Origin of the sequence: Demequina silvatica, assembly GCF_000971215.1 — a bacterium.
In the GTDB taxonomy this organism is placed as follows: domain Bacteria; phylum Actinomycetota; class Actinomycetes; order Actinomycetales; family Demequinaceae; genus Demequina; species Demequina silvatica.
The window spans coordinates 656876-675839 of record NZ_BBMA01000002.1 but is presented as its reverse complement, the minus strand read 5'-3'; the positions used below and the strand labels follow the sequence as shown (position 1 = coordinate 675839).

The 18964-nt window shown below is 75.5% G+C and carries 10 protein-coding genes; 2 read left to right on the top strand and 8 right to left on the bottom strand.

What is annotated here, in order from left to right; all coding sequences use genetic code 11:
- Position 1: 1 nt before the first annotated feature.
- The 6 genes from AOM05_RS03140 to gcvP all read right to left on the bottom strand — a co-directional run bounded on the left by AOM05_RS03140 (position 2) and on the right by gcvP (position 14847).
- Complete coding sequence (locus tag AOM05_RS03140) at positions 2–2533, bottom strand: transglutaminase-like domain-containing protein (RefSeq protein ID WP_062519347.1); 2532 nt, start codon at positions 2531–2533, stop codon at positions 2–4.
- A complete protein-coding gene (locus tag AOM05_RS03135) occupies positions 2530–3897 on the bottom strand; it encodes a DUF58 domain-containing protein (RefSeq protein WP_062519345.1) in 1368 nt (455 codons plus the stop codon). Before AOM05_RS03135 ends, AOM05_RS03140 begins: the two co-directional genes overlap by 4 nt.
- Entirely contained in the window at positions 3894–4853 is a 960-nt protein-coding gene (locus AOM05_RS03130) for an AAA family ATPase (protein ID WP_062519343.1), read from the bottom strand. Before AOM05_RS03130 ends, AOM05_RS03135 begins: the two co-directional genes overlap by 4 nt.
- Positions 4854–4905: 52 nt before the next feature.
- Positions 4906–10806: an Ig-like domain-containing protein gene (locus AOM05_RS03125; RefSeq protein WP_062519341.1), complete on the bottom strand. Its 5901-nt coding sequence runs from the start codon at positions 10804–10806 to the stop codon at positions 4906–4908.
- Complete coding sequence (locus AOM05_RS03120; RefSeq protein WP_062519339.1) at positions 10803–11882, bottom strand: serine/threonine-protein kinase; 1080 nt, start codon at positions 11880–11882, stop codon at positions 10803–10805. The genes AOM05_RS03125 and AOM05_RS03120 overlap by 4 nt, the downstream gene beginning before the upstream one ends.
- A gap of 97 nt (positions 11883–11979) precedes the next feature.
- Positions 11980–14847, bottom strand: a complete 2868-nt coding sequence (gene gcvP, locus AOM05_RS03115; RefSeq protein WP_062519337.1) for an aminomethyl-transferring glycine dehydrogenase — start codon at positions 14845–14847, stop codon at positions 11980–11982.
- 110 nt (positions 14848–14957) lie between these two features.
- On the opposite strand from gcvP, the gene AOM05_RS03110 reads away from it, so the two are divergent.
- Positions 14958–16001 (top strand): glycosyltransferase family 2 protein, encoded by a 1044-nt coding sequence (locus AOM05_RS03110; RefSeq protein WP_062519636.1) that lies wholly within the window; start codon positions 14958–14960, stop codon positions 15999–16001.
- On the opposite strand, the gene AOM05_RS03105 is transcribed toward AOM05_RS03110, so the two are convergent.
- Together AOM05_RS03105 and AOM05_RS03100 are read right to left on the bottom strand one after the other, a co-directional pair.
- Positions 15916–16863, bottom strand: coding sequence for a lysylphosphatidylglycerol synthase transmembrane domain-containing protein (locus tag AOM05_RS03105; protein WP_156165008.1), 948 nt, complete (start codon positions 16861–16863; stop codon positions 15916–15918). The two genes, AOM05_RS03110 and AOM05_RS03105, sit on opposite strands and share 86 nt — an antisense overlap.
- Positions 16860–17729: an NAD-dependent epimerase/dehydratase family protein gene (locus tag AOM05_RS03100; protein WP_062519333.1), complete on the bottom strand. Its 870-nt coding sequence runs from the start codon at positions 17727–17729 to the stop codon at positions 16860–16862. Before AOM05_RS03100 ends, AOM05_RS03105 begins: the two co-directional genes overlap by 4 nt.
- A gap of 33 nt (positions 17730–17762) precedes the next feature.
- Between AOM05_RS03100 and AOM05_RS03095 the strand changes: the two genes are divergently transcribed.
- Positions 17763–18944, top strand: coding sequence for a glycosyltransferase (locus AOM05_RS03095; RefSeq protein ID WP_062519331.1), 1182 nt, complete (start codon positions 17763–17765; stop codon positions 18942–18944).
- Positions 18945–18964: the final 20 nt, after the last annotated feature.

Genomic DNA, 18964 nt, shown 5'->3' with positions numbered 1-18964 from the left:
GTCATCGCCGTCCCCTCGACGTGGAGGAGGCGGGCGACGGCACGTGACGCCACCGCTCGTCGACGCGCACGGCGTCGCGACCGGACGGCGGCTCGTCGCCCCGACCCCCCAGCAGCGACCGGGTCGACAGACGCGAGGCGAGCCTACGCCACCGGCCCTGCCGTCCCCGGAGCTCCGCGCGGTCCTCCGCCAGCATCTGCCAGGCGCGCGCCGCATCGTCCCGGCCCACGCCCTCGCGGGTGAAGGTGGCCCGGTCCGCGAGCTCCGCCAGCGCGAGGCCGTTGGCCGTCCCGTACGCGGCGGCCAGCTCGCGGCGCGTCGCGAGCGGCAGGGGCGGCAGGCCCGCGTCGATGCCGACGTCCACGTACTCGTCCCAGCCGCCCTCGGCGGAGGCGCGCGGGTCGCCCCGGCGGCGGCGGCGCCTGCGGCGCACCGCCTTGGCGGCGAGGATCGCGACCACGGGGCCCAGGAGCAGCAGCAGGATCAGCCCGACGCCGAGCGCCAGGCGGACGCCGTCGGTGAACCAGCCGTCCTCGGCGTCGACCACCGAGGCGGGCTCACCGCCGCCGCTGCGTCCCTTGAGCGCCGCGACGGCGTCGATCGGCTCGGCGCGGTCCGGGTCGGTCGCGGTCGGCAGCTCGGGCTCGCGCTCGGTGGCGACGGACGGCGTGACGGGCGACTCGTGCTGCGGGGTGACGTCGACCGCGATCCACTCGCCGGCGCCCGACTGCACCTCGGTCCACACGCTCATGTTGCGGCCGCGGCACACGTCGACGCACGCCGGCGGCGCCCAGCCGTTGACGTCCGTGTCGGTCAGGCGGACGCCCACGACCACGCGCGCGGGGAAGCCCAGCTCCGCGGCCATGAGGGCGACCGCGACGGAGAACTGCTCGTCGTCGCCCACGGCGGCCACCAGGCTCGCGTCGCCCGCCTCGCCGCCGGCCTCCGCCTCGCGCTCGAGCAGGGAACCGAACATCCGGTCGATCCGGTCGAACGAGTGACCCGCGGGCGACGGCTCGAAGGAGTAGCCGCCCAGGTCCGTGATCCACCGCGGGGAGCCGTCCGCATCGAGCGCGTGGCTGAGGTAGCCGCGTGCGCGCAGCCGCTCGACCAGCGTGGCGAGGCCGGCGCCGTCGCGGGAGACGCCCTGGTCCTCGACCCAGGTGCGCAGGGACTCGGGCACCAGCTCGGCGGGGATGCCGGACGCGCCGGGGGAGGCGCCCGCGTCCGCGAGCGTGACGGTGGGCGCGGCGCCCGCCGTCACCGTGAGCGTGTCGCCCGACGCGACGCCGCCGTCGATCGCGATCACCGCGGCGGTGGCCTCGGGCGCGTAGTAGAACGAGTCGGCGAGGGCCGCGGCGCGCGGACCGCCAAACGTGGCGCCGCCCAGCGGCCCCGGCACGGGCGCCCACGGCCCCTCGAGCGCGTCGATGGTGACGGTCGCGGTCACCGTCTCCTCCGCATCGACGGCGAGCGCGGACGGCACGCGCTGGAAGCGCAGCGGCGTGTACCCGTCGGGCGCGACCGCGGTGAAGGAGCTGCCGTCGAAGAACGGCAGGGTCGCGATGCGGATCCGGTCCACCTCCCCCGTGACGTCGGTCACCTCGAACAGCGGGGCGTCGTAGACGTCGTCCGCGAAGTACGCCCGGTAGGTCGACAGGGGCGACACGGAGCGGTCCACCACCAGCCGCGGCTCGATCTCCGTGCGCGCGACCTCACGCGGCTGCGACCGCGCGACCGGTACCGCGACGGTCACCCCCACCAGCAGCGCGAGCACCAGCACGCCGGAGCCCAGCGCGAGCCGTCCCGCAGCCCGCCCGGGCGCGCGCTCGCCGCGGATCCCCCCTCCGGCGGCGCGCAGCGCCGTGCGGCGGTCGAACGCCATGCGCCACAGCATCCACGCGAGCGTCGCGGCGAACGCGCCCAGCCCGATGAGGATCTCGCGGCTCACGCCGGCGAGCGGCCCGGGCAGCGCGTCGAGGCTCGTGCGGGCCGCGGGACCGATCGCGATCGCGACGGCGAACCCGGCGCCGCCGAACGCGGCGGCCGCGCCCCACCGCCTCTCGCGGGTCCCCGCCCACACCACCGCGGCCGTGGTGGCGACGGTGAGCACCAGCGGCACGGCGAGCGTCGCGCCGTAGGACCCGAGCGGTGTGGGGAGCGTCACCACGTCCTTCCACCCGGTGACCGGTGCCTGGACCGCCGCGAGCAGCGCGGCGGCCAGCCGGTCGACGTCGGCCGTCGCGCCGGGAATCGCGACCAGCACCGCGGCGGCGAGGTAGCCCACGGCCGCGAGCGCGACCAGCACCACGATCCCGCGGCGCATCGCGATGGTGAGCACCGCAGCGAGCAGCCCGACCGCGAGGCCCACGACCACCACCAGGCCGTACCGGGACACCACCGCGTCGACCGGGAGGTACACGTGGCGCAGGGTCAGCCAGATCGCCTCGCCGATGGTGACGGCGTAGAGGCACGCGGCCACCAGCACCGCGCCGGGGACGGCGGGCCGGGCGTCGCGGTCGCGCGGGCTCATCCGCGGGCCGCCCCTCGGGCGAGCAGCTGGCGCAGGTCCTCGAGCACGCCCAGGCTCACCAGCTGCAGGCCCCCCAGGACGTGGGTGCGCGGCTCGGAGGACGGGTCGCAGACCACGGCGCCGACGGCGACGTCCGTGGGGAAGCGCAGCGCGGCCGTGCGCAGACGGTCGTGGCCCAGCGCGGACCCGGTGACGAGCACCGCGAGCGACGTGCCCTGATCGTCCTCCGCGACCATGCGGGTGACGGTCGCGAGGTCCATCGCCGCGTCGGTGGCGTCGACGCCCGTGAGGTCGTCGAGCAGCGCGCGCGGAGAGTCGACGCGCAGCGCCCGCAGCATGCGGACCGAGGCGCGCGCGAAGGCAGGCACCTCGCCGCTCGCGACGGCGCGCAGCTCGCGGCCGTCGCGGATGGCGCGCGTGCCGAGCGACGCGACGGCGCTCACGGCCATCTCGAACTCGTCGTCGTCGCGGTAGGAGGCCGCGTCGACGTCGAGGACCAGCGTGAGCAGGGACCGCCGAGTCTCCTCGAACTGGCGGACCATCAGCGTCCCGGTCTTCGCGGTGGACCGCCAGTGGATGTGGCGCCTGGCGTCGCCGCGCTGGTACTCCCGGATCGCGTGGAAGGAGATGTCCTCGTTGGTGAGGATGCGCACGGCCTGGCCCTCGAGGTCGCGCACCCAGCCCAGCGACGTGCTCGGCACCTCGACGGTGCGGGGGTGGATGTACAGCGTGCGCACCTGGTCCCATGCGAGGTGGCGGCGCAGCAGGCGTAGCGGGTCGGTACGGGTGGACGCGGCCGGACCCACCGGCACGATCCCGCGGGGGCGCGCGGGGATCACGATCCGCTCGGCCCAGCGGGCGCCGCCGCGCAGCAGCGGCACGTGCAGCTCGACGAGCGCGTCGCCCACGGGCAGCTCGACCAGCCCGGGCAGCGCGGCGCGCCTGCCCTGGTTCTCGACCACGATGTCGCCGGCGGCCTCCTCGCCCGCGACCACGGCGTCGCGCTCGAGCGCGAAGTCGACCCGGTAGCGGACCTCTCCCAGCAGGAACGGCACCGCCACCAGCAGCAGCACGGCCGCGACCACGCCGCCGACGAGCGCCTCCTCCCAGCCCCAGCCGAGCCCCAGCGCCAACCCGGCGAGCGCCCAGGCCGCGAGCGCCCACCCGGCGGGCGTCACCACGGCACGGACCGCGCCCCAGCCCGCGCCGAGCACGTCCGCGGCGGCACGCGCCGCCCGCTGCGCCTGCAGGCGCGCCCCGACCGCCCTCGCGCGCGGCACGTCGGCGACCTCCGTGCGCGTCGAGTACGTCCCGGTCGCGCCGCTGCGCGTCCGGGTCGCGGTGCGATCGGGGAATTCGGTCACGCCAGGTCCCGCTGGCTGGGCGGCGCGGTGTCGAGCAGGATCTGGCCGATCACCGCGCCCTGGCTCACGCCGTCGAACTCCGCCTCGGGGTCGAGGATGAGCCGGTGCGCGAGCACCACCTCCGCGAGCGCCTTCACGTCGTCCGGCACCACGTAGTGGCGGCCGTGCGCGAGGGCCCACGTGCGGCTCGCGCGGGCCAGCGCGATCGCGCCGCGCATCGACGCGCCGAGCCGCACCTGGGTGGCGGTGCGGGTCGCGCCCACCAGGCGCGCGATGTAGTCGGAGATCAGGGGGTGCTGCTGGACGTCGTGCGTGAGCGCCGCCATCGCGGTGATCGCGTCGAGCTCCGCGATCGCGGGCACGCTCACCCGCGGCGGCCGGCCGGGCTCGAGGATCCGCAGGGTCGCCGCGTGGTCCGGGTAGCCCAGCGACGTGCGCATGAGGAAGCGGTCCAGCTGCGCCTCGGGCAGCGAGTACGTGCCGGCCTGCTCGACCGGGTTCTGGGTCGCGATCACCATGAACGGCGCCCCGACCTCGCGCGTCACGCCGTCGACGGTGACCTGACGCTCCTCCATCACCTCGAGCAGCGCGGACTGCGTCTTGGGGGACGCGCGGTTGACCTCGTCCGCGAGCACCACGTTCGCGAACACGGGGCCGTGGTGGAACTCGAAGCGGCCCTGGTCGTACACGGTGACGCCGGTGACGTCGCCCGGGAGCAGGTCGGGGGTGAACTGGATGCGGGTGCTGGTGCCGCGCACCGTCTCCGCCATCGCGCGCGCGAGCGACGTCTTGCCGGTGCCCGGCACGTCCTCGAGGAGCAGGTGCCCCTCCGCGATCATCGCGGTGAACGCGAGCTCGACCACGTGCCGCTTGCCCACGATCGCGCGCTCGACGTTGTCGGCGAGCTTGCCGAAGGTGGTCTCGAACCACTGGGTGTGCTCGGAGGTCAGGGCCACAGCGGCCTCCTTTCGTCGGGGCTGGCAGGGGGACGATGCGGGGCGCGGGCGGTCATGGCGCCTCCGCGGGATCGGGGTCGGGTGGGGCGCCTCCGCACGTGACGGTGGCGGAGGTCCAGTCGGAGATGCCGGCGAGCGTCCCCTGGAAGCCCACGGTGACGCGGGCGGAGCGCATCGCGGAGGCGTCGGTGGTGGGCGCGCCGTCGACGTCGAGCATGGTGACGGTGGTCGCGAAGTGCGCGGCGGTGCCGCCGAGCGTGGCGGACGGAGCGGTGCCTACCTCGCACGCGGGGAACGCGACGGTGGGCCGGTACGCGGCGCCGCCGTCGGCCGTCACCTCGGTGATCTGGTCCGAGCACGTGCTCTGGCCGCCGCCGAAGTCGACGCAGTAGTACGCCACCACGGAGACGGCGCGTCCGGGCACCATGACGTCGGTGAAGGTCCGTGAGGTGGTGCCGTCGGAGCCGCGGTACCAGAGCGTCACGCCCTGACGGGGCTGCCACTGGGGCTCCCGCTCGAGCGCCGTGGTGCAGGAGGTGCCGGTGCCGACGCACACGCTCGCGACGCGGTAGCCGCGCTGCAGGACGGGCGCGCCCGGGTCCGCGAACGCCGCGAAGCTCACGTCGACGGTCGCGGCCTGCCCGAAGGTCCGCGCGTCGACGCGGCTCTCCGCGCAGACCGTGACGGTGTTGGTCGCGTTCGCGTCGACGGGCACGGTGAACTGCGCGGTGCCTCCCGAGGCGGGCGTGGTCGCGTCGCAGCGGCCGCCCACCACGCGGCCGACCCACGTGGTCGAGCCGGCGCCGCCGGAGCTCACGGCGGCGGCGATGGTCGCCTCGCCCGCCCCGCTGGAGTAGGAGTGCGTCGCGGAGGTGATGGCGGGCCGGCCGATCCCGTTGGCCGTGATGCTCACGGACGCGCCGGCCTCGGCCGCGCCGTCGAGCGGCGGCAGGTCCAGGGCCGTGAGCGGCGTGAGCACCACCTCGACGGGGGTGTTGGAGCCGATCGCGACGCCGTCGAGCCGCTGCGTGCCCGTGCCCACGGGCACCGTCTGCTCCGTGCCGCCCGCAGCCACGCGGATCGCGCTGGTCGAGGAATCGGTCACCTCGAGCACCAGGTCGATCCGCTTGCCCTCGCCGGAGGTCACCGACGGCGTCCACGAGACCACGCGCGGCTTCGCCGGCGGCGCGTACGCCCACGCGGTGGCGGAGGCGGCGGCGCGCGAGCGGCCCACCGCGTTCACCGCGTACGCCGTGTACGTCACCTTGGTGCCGTTGGTGAGGCCCTCGATCGGGGTGCACACGCCGCGCGGGGTGCACGTCGAGACCACGGTGCCCCCGGCGGTGATCTCGAAGCCGGTGAGGGCCGGGTAGGCGCCGGCCGCGCCGCCGGGGCTCACCGCGAGCGTGACGGTGCCGTCGCCGTAGGCCACCTGCGCGAGCCCGCCGGGCGCGCGCGGGTAGCCGAGCAGGTCGAGGCTGATGCTGCCCGCGCGGTCGGCGGCGCTCACGCGGCCCTGCGCGTCGCGGACGCGGAACACGGCGTCGCACACGCCGCCCGGCGCGTCGCCGGACCAGGTGGCGCGCACCTGACCGGTGCCGACCACGGTGAAGCGCACGTCCGGGCAGTCGCCGCCGCGCACGCTCACCACCTCGAGCGGCGTGCCCGGCAGGGGGTTCACCTCACCCGTCGCGCCGACCACCGTGAGGGTGCAGCCGTCGCCGTCGGCCTGCGAGCACTGCGCGACCACCGTGCCGCCCTTGGGCAGCTCGGACGGCGCGGGACCCACCACGAGCGACAGCACGCGCGGCTGCACCTCGGGGTGGTCCGCCAACGACACGGTGACGGACTCCGCCCGCCCGGGCGCCGCATCGTCCCGCGCCGCCAGCGTGAGGCGCGACCCGTCGCGCGTCACGTCGAACAGCTGCCCCGAGTAGCTCGCGACCACGTCGACGTCGTGCGCGGCGGCGCCATCGGGCCAGCGCACCATGCGTCCCAGGTCGAACGTGGCGGACGCGCCGGGGGAGATCTCGAGGGACGCGCTCACCAGCGTCGGCACCGGGTCCGTCGGCACCACCGTGACCGGGACCGGGAGCGTGGTCCACGCGTCCTGGCCGGCCAGCCGCACCGCGACCAGGCAGGTGTCCGCGTAAGGGGCGCCGTTGCCCGCGGCATAGCGGACGGCGGTCTGGCCGCGCGCCTCGCAGCGGGCCTCCTCGCGCGCGCCGCCGGCGCGCACCTGGGACGGGTCGAGCTCGATCGCGGTGCCCGGCGGTGCGGCGAGCAGCGACGCGACCTCGACCGTGACGGTGTCGCCCTCGTCGACGGCGATGCGCGCGTCCTCCCGCATGGCGAGCCGCAGGTCCTGCCCGCCGAGGACGCGGAGGAAGCCGTAGCCGGCGGTCGCGTCCCCCGTGAAGTCGGCGCCCTCGACGCGGAACGGGATGATCCGCGTCTGGTCGGGCAGCGGGCCGGAGAGGAGCGACCCGTCCACCGTGACGTCCTCGGGCTCGCCCCACAGCGACAGCGACAGCCCGGCCGCGTCGCCGCTCGCCCACGCGACGGTGCCGTCGAGGACGTCCACGCCGGTGGTGAAGGCGTCGCGGTTCTCGAGCGTGAGCACCGTGTCCGCGACGATCGGCACGTCGGCGACGGGTTCGCGGACCGCCTTGAGGACGATGCGCCCCTGAGCGAGCGACCCGGTCGCGTTGCGCGCGGTGTAGAGGAAGGCGGAGGTGCCCACCTCGTCGCCCACGGCGAAGGTGACGACGCCCTCGGCGAGGGCCGCGGCGTCGTTGTCGGCGGCGGGCAGGAGCGCGGCGAGGGCGGCGTGCTCGGCGGTGCCCTCGGCGGCGTCGGGGCGCACCTCGACCAGCTCGAGCGTGCCGCCGGTGAGGTCGAGGTCGTTGGCGAGCGGCTGGACCACCACCTTGCGGTTCGCGGCCGCCTGCGCCTGCACGAAGTCGGTGTAGGTGACCGGCGCGGGGTCCGCCTCGACCGCGACCACGCCCACGCGGGCCGTCGCGGTGGCCGTGCGGCCGCGGGCGTCGATGACGCGGAACTCGAACGCGTCCTGACCCGCGAACCCGGGGGTCGAGGAGTAGACCAGCGCCGCGCCGTCGACGCTCACGCGCGCGGCGCCGGACGCCGGCTGCGAGGTGACGGCATCGAGGCGCACCTCGTCCCCGTCGGGGTCGAGGCCGGTGCCGTCGAACTCGAGCCGCACCTCCTCGCCGGAGGACGCCCGCCCCGCGAGGTCGTGCGGCGTGGGGGCGGCGTTGTCGGCGCCGTCGGTGACGGTGAGGACCACCTCGGCGGTCGCGCGCTGCGACGGGAAGCCCAGGACGTAGGAGGCGTAGGGGATGCGGTACGTGCCGGGGGCGTCGGGCGCGAGGATGCGCACCAGCGGGCCGGCGGCGAACGCGAGCCCGCCCTCCGCGGGCGCCTCGACCGAGCCGGCGTCGAGGGCGACCACCGCGCCCGCCGCGGCGACGTCGTTGTCGAGCACCCGCACGTCCACCTGACCGCCCGCGCGGACCGTGATCGGGTCGTCCGCGGCGAGCGGCGGGGCCGGCACGGCGGCGTCGAGCAGGATCACCGTGATCTCCCCGCGCACCGTCATCGCCGCCCGGCCCGAGCCGTCGGACACGGTGTACGACACCACACCCAGCTCGCCCGGCTGGCCCTCCCCGGTGGTGCCGGACAGGCGCAGCGCGCCGTGGCCCACCACGGAGGCCGCGGTGCGGGCGCCGTCGCTCGCGGCGACGGAGGCGTCCGAGAGCAGCAGCACGCGCCCGCCGGGGTTGGTGACGGCGTCGAGCACGTCGACCGTCACGTCCTCGTGCGGGCGCACGAACGCGGTCAGCGGCACCGTCGCGAGCGCCTCGTCCTCCGGCGCGAGCACCGTGATCCGCGCGGTGCCGCGCGCCTGCAGCGAGCCGTCGACCACGGTGACGTCGACCGCGTAGGTCCCCGGCGCATCGGCCCGGAACAGGACGCCGGAGGCGTCGGGGGAGACCTCGACCTGCGCGCCGTCCGCGGGGTCGACGCTCGCCTCGGTGACCGTGGCGGCGCCGGAGCCGCCGGCGACGCGACCCGCGAAGCCGATCTCCGTGCGGACCCCCTCGAGCGCGGTCACGGCGAGCGGCTCGACCGTGAGGCGCGCGGCGCTGGCGACGCCGATGCGGAGGCGCTTGGTCGCGGTGGCGCCGCCGGCGTCCGCGACCGTCACCGCGACGTCGATCTCGCCCGCGTCGCCGCCGTGACGCACCACCACCTCGCCCTCGGGCGACGCGGCGACGGCCACCTCGGGGTCCTCGGTCGCGGCGTCGAGCACGTACACGGGGTCGCCCTCGGGGTCGACCCAGCCGTCGAGCACGTCGACCGTGACCGAGCCGCCCGCGGCGATCTGCGGCGCCGGCCACTCCGCCACACAGCCGTCGACGCCGCACCACTCCGGGGCGGTGTTGCCGCTCGCGACGGCGAGGGTCACGGTGGCGGGCTCCGACAGGCCCTGCTCGCCGCTGCCGTCCGAGATCGCGTAGGTGAAGGTGGCGGTGCCCGTCGCCCCCGGCTCGACCGTGGCGACCAGGGACTGGCCGTCGTCCGCGATCGCGACCGTGGCGAAGCCGCCGCGCGGCTGCGTGAGGCTCGCGGCGTCGATGGTGAGGAGGTCGCCGTTCGCGTCGTGGTCGTTGAGCAGCACGGGCAGGCGGACCTGGCGGCCCGCGCGGACCCCCAGGTCGTCGTCCTCCGCCACCGGCGGGCGCGGGTCGCGGATCTCCGCGGTGGGGTCCTCCTGCTCGGCGTCGGTGGTGGTCTGCTCGTCCGGCACCCAGTCCTGCGAGGACCGCGCCAGGGTGCCCGACGGCACCTCCCACACCCAGCCCGAGCGGGACTCGTTGAGGACCATGCGCGCGCCGTTGGAGCGCAGCACCGGCTCGCGCCGCTCGCCGAGCGCGACGCCGCCGTAGTCGAGCGGGACGGTGGGTCCCGCGGAGCTCCACAGCGTGCCGCCGCCCTCGCCGTCGGGCAGCCAGGCGGCGTACACCACGCCGGCGAGCTCGGTGGGCGCCGCGGGGGCGCCCGCGTCCGCCTCGGAGCCGAACACCCTCATCGCCGCGGAGCCGTCCGCCGGCATGATGACCAGCCCGCGACCGTCTGCGATGCGGACCGCCGCGTCGGAGGTGGCCCGCTGCAGCAGCGCGTCCGGGTCCGTGCCCGTCGCGATGGCACCATCGACGCCCTCGCGCCACAGGGCGCCCGTCTCGGTCTCGAGGAGCACCCAGTCCCCTGCGGCGAACGACACCTGGAAGGCGCCATCCGCGGGGACGTCGGGCACCGGGTCGATGCCGAGCACGCCGCCCGCCACGTCCGCGCGCACCACCCCGCCGAGGCCCGGCGAGTAGGCGGCGACGGCGCCGTCACGGGTCACCGCCACCGCGACGGCCCGGACCCCCTCGCCGCCGTCGAGCACCAGCTCGCGGGGGTCGAGCGCGGTGCCCTCGGAGATGGATCCGACCAGCACGTCGCCGTCGCCGGCGAGGTACGCGACCACGTCCCCGGCGGCGGCCACCTCGGTGGTCCCCGGCGGGGTCTCCACCGAGCCCGACGCGCCGGCGTCGAGGTCGACGGGCCGGCCCGCGTCCAGCTCGGTCGCGGTGGTGTAGCCGGCGGACAGCACCAGCAGGCGGTCCTCGTGCTGGAGGATCTCGGAGGGCGACTCGACGTCCTTGACGGTGTCGACCTCCGCGAGCTCGGTGTTCACGCGCGCATAGCGCTCGCCTGCGCCCGTCTGCAGCGCCCACACGGTGGGGTCCACCGCGACGGCCTCGCGCTCGTCGAAGCCGGGCGCGAGCACGGCGGCGACGGCGGCGGCCGCGAGGACCGCGCCCGCGGCGATCCGTCCCGCTCGACGGCGCCGCGCGGCCGTGGCCCGGCCGACGTCCGTCACCCGCCGCCCCACAGCGTCACCACCAGCAGCGTGGTCACCGTGGCCGCCGCGGCGGCGCCGAGCGCCCACGCCACCACCGTGCGCGGCGTCGCGTGCGGCGGGCGGGCGAGCGTGCCGGTCGCGGTGGCGCGGCGGCGAGCCGCGACAGGGACGTGCGAGCGCACGGGGCCGCGCGGCGCATCGTCCACCGTCACCCGCGACGCCTGCGCCCAGGCGTCCGTGGGCACCTCGAGCGGCGTCACCGGCAGGCCCAGCTCGCGCTGCACGGACTGCAGCGCCTGTCCGAGCGCGAGCGCCGTCGGATAGCGGTCGCCGGGGTCGCGGCGCATGCCGCCCGCGAGCGCGGCCTCGAGCGACGGCGGGACGTCCTCGCGGCCGGTGGGGCGGTAGCGGGCCTTGAGGATGCGCGCCTTGAGCTGCTCGGGCGGCAGGCGCCGGTCCGCGTCGTCGAAGGGGCTGTGCTGCGCGAGGAGCGTGTAGACGGTCGCGGCGAGCGACCACACGTCGGAGGCGACGGTGCCGGAGCTCATGCGGTCGATCACCTCGGGCGCGGACCACGGCGGGCTCATCGCGACGTCGTCCGCGTCGCCGGCCATCACGGCCGTCGCGACGCCGAAGTCGGACAGCACCGGGTGGCCGAACTGGGTGACCAGGATGTTCGACGGCTTGATGTCGCGGTGCAGCATCCCGATCCGGTGCGCGGCCTCGACCGCGGATGCGATCTGCACGCCCACGCTCAGCACGTCCTCGACCGGGATGCGCTCCGACCGGTAGCGGTTCGCGAGCGAGCCGGGGCAGTACTCGACCACCATGAACGGCCGTCCGTCGCCGGACACCGAGGCCTCGTGGACCGTGAGGATGGACGGGTGCGCGCTGAGCGCGGCCATCACGTCCGCCTCCACGCCGAGCGCGCGCGCCGATGCGTCATGCACCTTGGCGTGCAGCACCTTGACGGCGACCTGCCGGCGCGGCATGTCCTGCTGGAACAGGAACACGTCCGCGAAGCCGCCCTGCCCGAGCGGGCGCACGTACGTGTACCCGGGCAGCACCGGCGGCTGGAGGGCCTGACGCGTCATGGCCCGCCGAGCCCGGGGTGGCGACGGCAGGTCAGCGGGCTCATGCCGACAGCGTAGCCATGCGACCGGTGGGCGCGGAGGTGCGCGCGGGCGAGCCTCAGGCCTCGTACTCGTCCAGCGGCGGGCACGCGCACACCAGGTTCCGGTCGCCGTGCGCGTTATCGATGCGGCGCACCGGCGACCAGTACTTGTCGGTGCGCAGCGACGGCACGGGGAAGGCCGCCTGCTCGCGCGGGTAGGCCTGCGTCCACTCGTCGGCGACCACCATCGCGAGCGTGTGCGGGGCGTGCCGCAGCGGCGAGTCCGCGGCCGCGATCTCCCCGGCCTCGACCACCGCGATCTCCTCGCGGATGGCGATCATCGCGGCGATGAAGCGGTCGATCTCGCCCAGGTCCTCGGACTCGGTGGGCTCGACCATGAGCGTGCCCGCGACGGGGAAGGACATGGTGGGCGCGTGGATGCCGAAGTCGATGAGGCGCTTGGCGATGTCCTCCGCGGTGATGCCGGTCGCCTTGGTCAGCGGCCGGACGTCGAGGATGCACTCGTGCGCCACCAGGCCGCCGGGGCCGCGGAACAGCACCGGGTAGTGGGGCTCGAGGCGAGCGGCCACGTAGTTCGCGGCGAGCACCGCGGTCTCCGTGGCGCGGCGCAGGCCGGTGTGCCCCATGAGCGCGATGTACGCCCAGGAGATGGGCAGCACGCCGGCGGAACCGTACGGGGCGGAGGACACGGGGGCGCCCTCGCGCGCGAGCTCGGCGGGCGACTGGACGGGGGCGAGCGACCGCGGCAGGAACGGCACCAGGTGCTGCGCGACCGCGACCGGGCCCACGCCGGGGCCGCCGCCGCCGTGCGGGATCGCGAAGGTCTTGTGGAGGTTGAGGTGCGACACGTCGCCGCCGAAGTGGCCGGGCTTCGCGACGCCCACGAGCGCGTTGAGGTTCGCGCCGTCGATGTAGACCTGGCCGCCCGCCTCGTGGACGGCGGCGCAGACCTCGCCCACGTGCTCCTCGTACACGCCGTGCGTGGACGGGTAGGTGATCATGATGCAGCTGACGCGGCCCTCGTGGGCGGCGATCTTCGCGTGGAGGTCCTCGAGGTCCACCTCGCCGTCGGGGGCGGTCGCGACCACCACGACGCGCATGCCGGCGAGCACCGCGGAGGCGGCGTTGGTTCCGTGGGCCGATGCGGGGATCAGGCAGATGTCGCGCTCGCCTTCGCCGTTGGCCAGGTGGTACGAGCGGATCGCGAGCAGTCCCGCGTACTCGCCGCGCGAGCCCGCGTTGGGCTGCACGGAGACCGCGGCGTAGCCCGTGATCTGGGCGAGCCAGCCCTCGAGCTGGCCGATCATCTCGCGGTAGCCCGCGGTCTGGTCGGCGGGCGCGAAGGGGTGGATCTGCGCGAAGCCGGGCCAGCTCACGGCGGCCATCTCGACCGCGGAGTTGAGCTTCATGGTGCACGAGCCCAGCGGGATCATGGTGCGGTCGAGCGCCAGGTCGCGGTCCGCGAGGCGGCGCATGTAGCGCATGAGCGCGGTCTCCGAGCGGTAGCTCGTGAAGTGCGGGTGCGTGAGGTACTCGGAGGTGCGGCGCAGCGCGACGGGGATCGCGACGGTGGGGCCGGTGTAGACCGGGCGCTCGGCGCGGCGGTCGAGCACGGCCTCGAGCAGCGCCGTGAGGATCTCGGGCGTGGTGCGCTCGTCGCACGCGATCGCGACGGCGTCCGCGTCGAGGCGGCGCACGTTGATGCCGCGGGCGGCGGCACGCGCGACCACGGAGTCGGCGCCGCGCGGCGCCTCCACCACGATGGTGTCGAAGAAGCGGTCGTGGCGGATGGTCACGCCGCGGGCGCGCAGCGCGTCCGCCAGCGTCGACGCCATCCGGTGGACGCGCAGCGCGATCTCGCGGAGGCCGTCGGCGCCGTGATAGACGGCGTAGAAGCTCGCGACCACGGCGAGCAGCGCCTGCGCGGTGCAGATGTTGGAGGTCGCCTTGTCGCGACGGATGTGCTGCTCGCGGGTCTGCAACGCGAGGCGGTACGCCCGGTCGCCGTCGGCGTCGACGGACACGCCCACCAGCCGGCCGGGCAGCTGGCGCTCGAGGCCCTCGCGGACCGCGATGTAGCCGGCGTGCGGGCCGCCGAAGAACAGGGGCACGCCGAAGCGCTGGGTCGAGCCGACCGCGATGTCCGCGCCCAGCTCCCCGGGGGCCTTGATGACGCACAGCGAGAGGATGTCCGCGGCGACGGTCACCAGCGCGCCCGCCTCGTGCGCGAGGTCGATCAGGGTGGTGACGTCGCGCACCACGCCGGTGTTGCCGGGCTGCTGGATGACCAGGCCCACCAGGTCCTCGGGGGCCTCCCAGTCCTCGCCGAGCTCCTGGACCTCGAGCGGCAGCCCGATCGCCTCCGCCTGCGCGCTCACCACGGCGACGGTCTGGGGCAGGCACTCGGCGTCGAGGACGATCCGCCCGCCGTCCTTGCCACGGACCGCGCGGCGCATGAGCAGGACGGCCTCGGACACGGCGGTCGACTCGTCGAGCAGGGAGGCGCCCGCGACGGGCAGCGCGGTGAGGTCCGCGACCATCGTCTGGAAGTTCAGCATGGCCTCGAGGCGGCCCTGCGAGATCTCCGCCTGGTACGGCGTGTAGGCCGTGTACCAGGCGGGATTCTCGAGGACGTTGCGCTGGATGGCCATCGGCGTGATGGTGTCGTGGAAGCCCTGGCCGATCATGGAGACGTTGACCGTGTTGCGGGCGGCGAGGCCCTGCAGGGCCGTCAGCACCTCCGCCTCCGAGCGCGCCTCGGGCAGCACCAGCACGTCGTCGCCGCGGATCGACGCGGGCACCGCGGCGTCGACCAGGGAGTCCAACGACCCGTGGCCGACGGCGGCCAGCATGGTCTCGAGGGCAGGGGCGTCGGGTCCGATGTGGCGGTCGGCGAAGGAGGTCACCGGCCCATTCTTGCGCATCGTGCCGCGTACCTCGCCGGGGTGTGGCGCACTGCACCTCGGGCGACCCCGTGCGCGACGCGTCCGCGACCGCGCCGTGCGCACGCGGCGCGCGCACTAGCCTGGAGGGCGTGAAGGTGGTCATCCAGGTCCCGTGCCTCAACGAGGAGACGACGCTGCCGCTCGTCCTCGAGTCCATCCCCGACGCCATCGACGGGGTCGACGAGCTCGAGGTGCTCGTCATCGACGACGGCTCGACGGACCGCACGGCGGAGGTCGCGCGGGCGTACGGCGCGACCGTGATCAGGCACGCCCGCACCATGGGCCTCGCCCGGTCCTTCCGCGACGGCGTGGACCACGCGCTGCGCTCGGGCGCGGACATCGTGGTGAACACGGACGGCGACAACCAGTACCCGCAGGAGCGGATCGGCGACCTGGTCGCGCCCATCCTGGCGGGCACCGCCGAGATCGTCATCGGCGACCGCCAGACCCACACCATCGCGCACTTCTCGCCGTTCAAGAAGGTGATGCAGCGGTTCGGGTCGTGGGTGGTGAACAAGGCCGCCGGCACGGACCTCCCGGACGCCGCCTCGGGCTTCCGCGCCTACTCGCGCTTCGCGCTCTACCGCCTCAACATCGTCACGCAGTTCAGCTACACCATGGAGACGATCATCCAGGCGGGCAACAAGCGCCTCGCGATCGCCTCGGTGCCCATCGACACCAACCCCAAGACGCGCGAGTCGCGCCTGTTCTCCAACATGTTCGAGCACATGGCGAAGTCGGGCCTCGCGATCCTGCGGTCCTCGATCATGTTCCGTCCGTGGGCGGTGTTCACGGCCCTCGCGACGCTGTTCGGGGTCGCGGGCCTCATCCCGTTCGTGCGCTTCGCGATCCTGCGGCTCGCGGGCGAGACGGGCGACCACGTGCAGTCCCTCATCCTGGGCGGCGCGCTCATCTCCGCGGCGCTGCTCGCGGTGGCGCTGGGCGTGCTGTCGGACCTGCTGCGCACCAACCGCGTGCTCGCGGAGGATCAGCTCGAGCGGCTCAAGGAGCAGCAGTACGGCCCGGTGCACCGCATCGAGCCGGCCGTCACCCCTGAGGAGGAGCTGCTCCAGGGTCCCGAGGCGCTGCTGCAGGATCCGGACGTGCCCCGCCCGGACGCCGCGCACCGATAAGGATCCCCGCCCCCAGCCCGATCGCGTCCGCGGCGGTCATGAGGAAGCGGCTCACCAGCGCGAGGCTGAGCGCCTGCGCGGGGGTCGCGACGGGCCCGAGCGCGAGCACCAGCGCCGCCTCCCTCGCGCCCACGCCTGCGGGCGCGATCACCACGAGGAACCCCACCAGCCAGGCGAACGCGAACGCGCCCGTGGCGACCAGCAGGTCCGCGCCGGGAGCGAGCTCACGCAGCAGCAGCCACGCGTGCACGCCCAGGATCAGCCACATGAGCGTCGACCACGCGGCGGACGCCAGCAGCGCGCGGCCCCCGATCCGCGCGGGCTCCTCCGTACGGCGGGTCACGCGGAACGCCAGCGCGACCACGCGCGCGAGCACCGGCGGCACCAGCAGCGCCGCGAGCGCGGCGGCGACCACCAGCACCCACCAGTAGGTCGCGAGCGCGCCCGGCACGGACAGCAGCAGGCCCAGCGACCCGACCACCCCGGCGGTCACCACGCCCACCACCATCGCGACGATCGACCCCGTCATCGCGCGCGGCCTGCTCACGCCGTGGTCGCGCGCGAACTCGGCCTGCGCGAGCACCGGCCACACGGATCCGGGGACGTACTTGCCCACCTGCGACAGCAGGAACACGCGCAGCGCCTCGGGCACGGTCGCGGTCAGCCCGATCGCCCGCATCACGGCGCGCCAGGACAGCGCGTTGACGCCCAGCGCGACCACGCACGCGAGCAGCGAGCCTGCGATCGCGCCCCAGGTGAGGTCGCGCAGCGCCGCGGAGACCTCGTCCCAGCTCGACGCGACGGCCCAGCCGAGCAGCCCCACCGCGACCGCGAGGAAGCCCCACCTCAGCGCGCGCTTCATGCGCCCCGCCGCGCCCACATGTCGGCGACGCCCGCCGCGAGCGGCACGCGCGGCTCCCACCCGAGCGCCTCGCGCGCGAGGCTCACGTCCAGCCACGTCGAGTCCGGGTCGACGCCGCGCGACGGCAGCCGGTCCACGCGCATCGCGTCGGGCCCCACCGCCGCGTGAAGCAGCTCGACCAGCTCCGCGAGCGAGGTGGGGACGCCGGAGCCGACGTTCACCACGGCGGGCGCGTCCGGGAGCGCGAGCACGCGCGCGATGGCCTCCACCACGTCGTCCGCGTGGACGTAGTCGCGCGCGACCGCGCCGTCGCCGTGCAGCGTGATCGCCTCGCCGGCCCGCAGCTCGCGCATCCAGATCGCGAGCACGCCCTGGCCGTGCGCGCCGCGCTGCCCCGGGCCGTACGCGTTCGCGATGCGGATCGCGGTCGACCGCAGCCCCGCCTCCGCGAGGATGCGCTCCTGCGCCAGCTTGTACGCGCCGTACGCGTTGGGCGGCGCGGGCGCGTCGGCCTCGCGGTACGGCGGCCGGGCGGGCGGCCCGTAGATCGCGCCGCCCGAGGACAGGAGGACGATGCGGGGCGCGGCCGGGCGCGCGGCCGCGGCCTCCGCGAAGGTCCGGAAGGCGTCCAGCTCGGCCGCCACGGCGTCCGGATCCTCGGCCGCGACGGTCGGCGTGATGCCCCCGGCCGCCCACACGATCACCGGGACGTGGGCCGCCCGGGTGACCAGAGCATCGTCCACCAGGATGGGATCATCCCTGGTGAAACCCGTGATGCGGAGGCCACGTGCGGTCAGGCCGGCGACCAGGGCGGAGCCGAGGAAGCCGCGGGATCCGACCACCGCGGCGTCATACACTGTGCTCACCCACCAGCCCCTTCAGGTATCGGATGTCATCCTATGGCTCTGCCGCGCGTGCTCGTCCTGACGTCGACGCTGCCGGCGCGGGCGGGTGACGGGACCCCGGCGTTCGTCGAGGATCTGTCGCGCGAGCTGGGCCGCGAGTTCGACGTGCGGGTGCTCGCGCCCGCGGTGCCGGGCGGCGCCGCGCGGGAGCGGCTCACCGAGACGGTCGAGGTGGTGCGGTACCGCTACTTCCCGTCACGCTGGGAGGACCTCGCGGACGGCGCGATCCTCGAGAACGTGCGCGCGCGCCGCTCCCGGGCGGCGCAGGTGCCGTTCCTGCTGGGCGGACTCGCGACGGCGCTGCGGCGCGAGGTCCGCGACTTCCGGCCCGACGCGATGCACGCGTTCTGGATCATCCCGCAGGGGATGGTCGCGCGGCGCACCATGGCCGACGTGCCCACGGTGGTGACCACGCTCGGCGGCGACCTGTACGCGCTGGACAACGGCCCCGCGCGAGCGGCGAAGGCGCGCGTGGTGCGCGCCGCCGCCGCGGTCACCGTGATGAACGCGGACATGCGCGAGCGCGTGCTGGCGCTGGGCGCGGACCCGGAGACCACGCACGTGATCCCCATGGGCGCGAGGTTCGTGCAGGTGGACCACGACGACCGCCAGGTGTCCAAGCCCGCCACCTGGAAGCACCCCGTGCACCTGCTCGCGGTGGGGCGCCTGGTGGAGAAGAAGGGCTTCGACGTGCTGCTCGAGGCGCTGCGGCTGTCGCGCGCGCGGCTCGACCTCACGATCGTGGGCGACGGGCCCGAGCGGGCACGGCTCGAGGCGCTGGCGGAGGGGCTGCCCGTGACGTTCCGCGGGCAGCTGAGCCGGGTCGAGCTCGACGAGGTGCTGTCGCGCGCGGGCATCGCGGTGTTCCCGTCGCGACGCGCGTCGACGGGCGACCAGGACGGCCTGCCCGTCGCGATGCTCGAGGCCATGGGCGCGGGCTGCGCCGTGGTCGCGTCCGACCTGCCGGGCCTCAACGAGGCGATCGAGCCCGGCCGCTCCGGCGTGCTCGTGCCCGAGGGCGACGCGGCCGCGCTGGCGCGCTCTCTCGAGGTGCTCGCCGAGGACCAGGAGCTGCGGGCTTCGCTGGGCGCGGCGGCCCGGGTCCGGTCCCGCGCGTACTCCGTCGAGGCCGTGGGCGAGGGCTACCGGCAGCTGTTCCGGCGGATCCTCGGCTGAGAAGCGCCTTCCTCGGCACC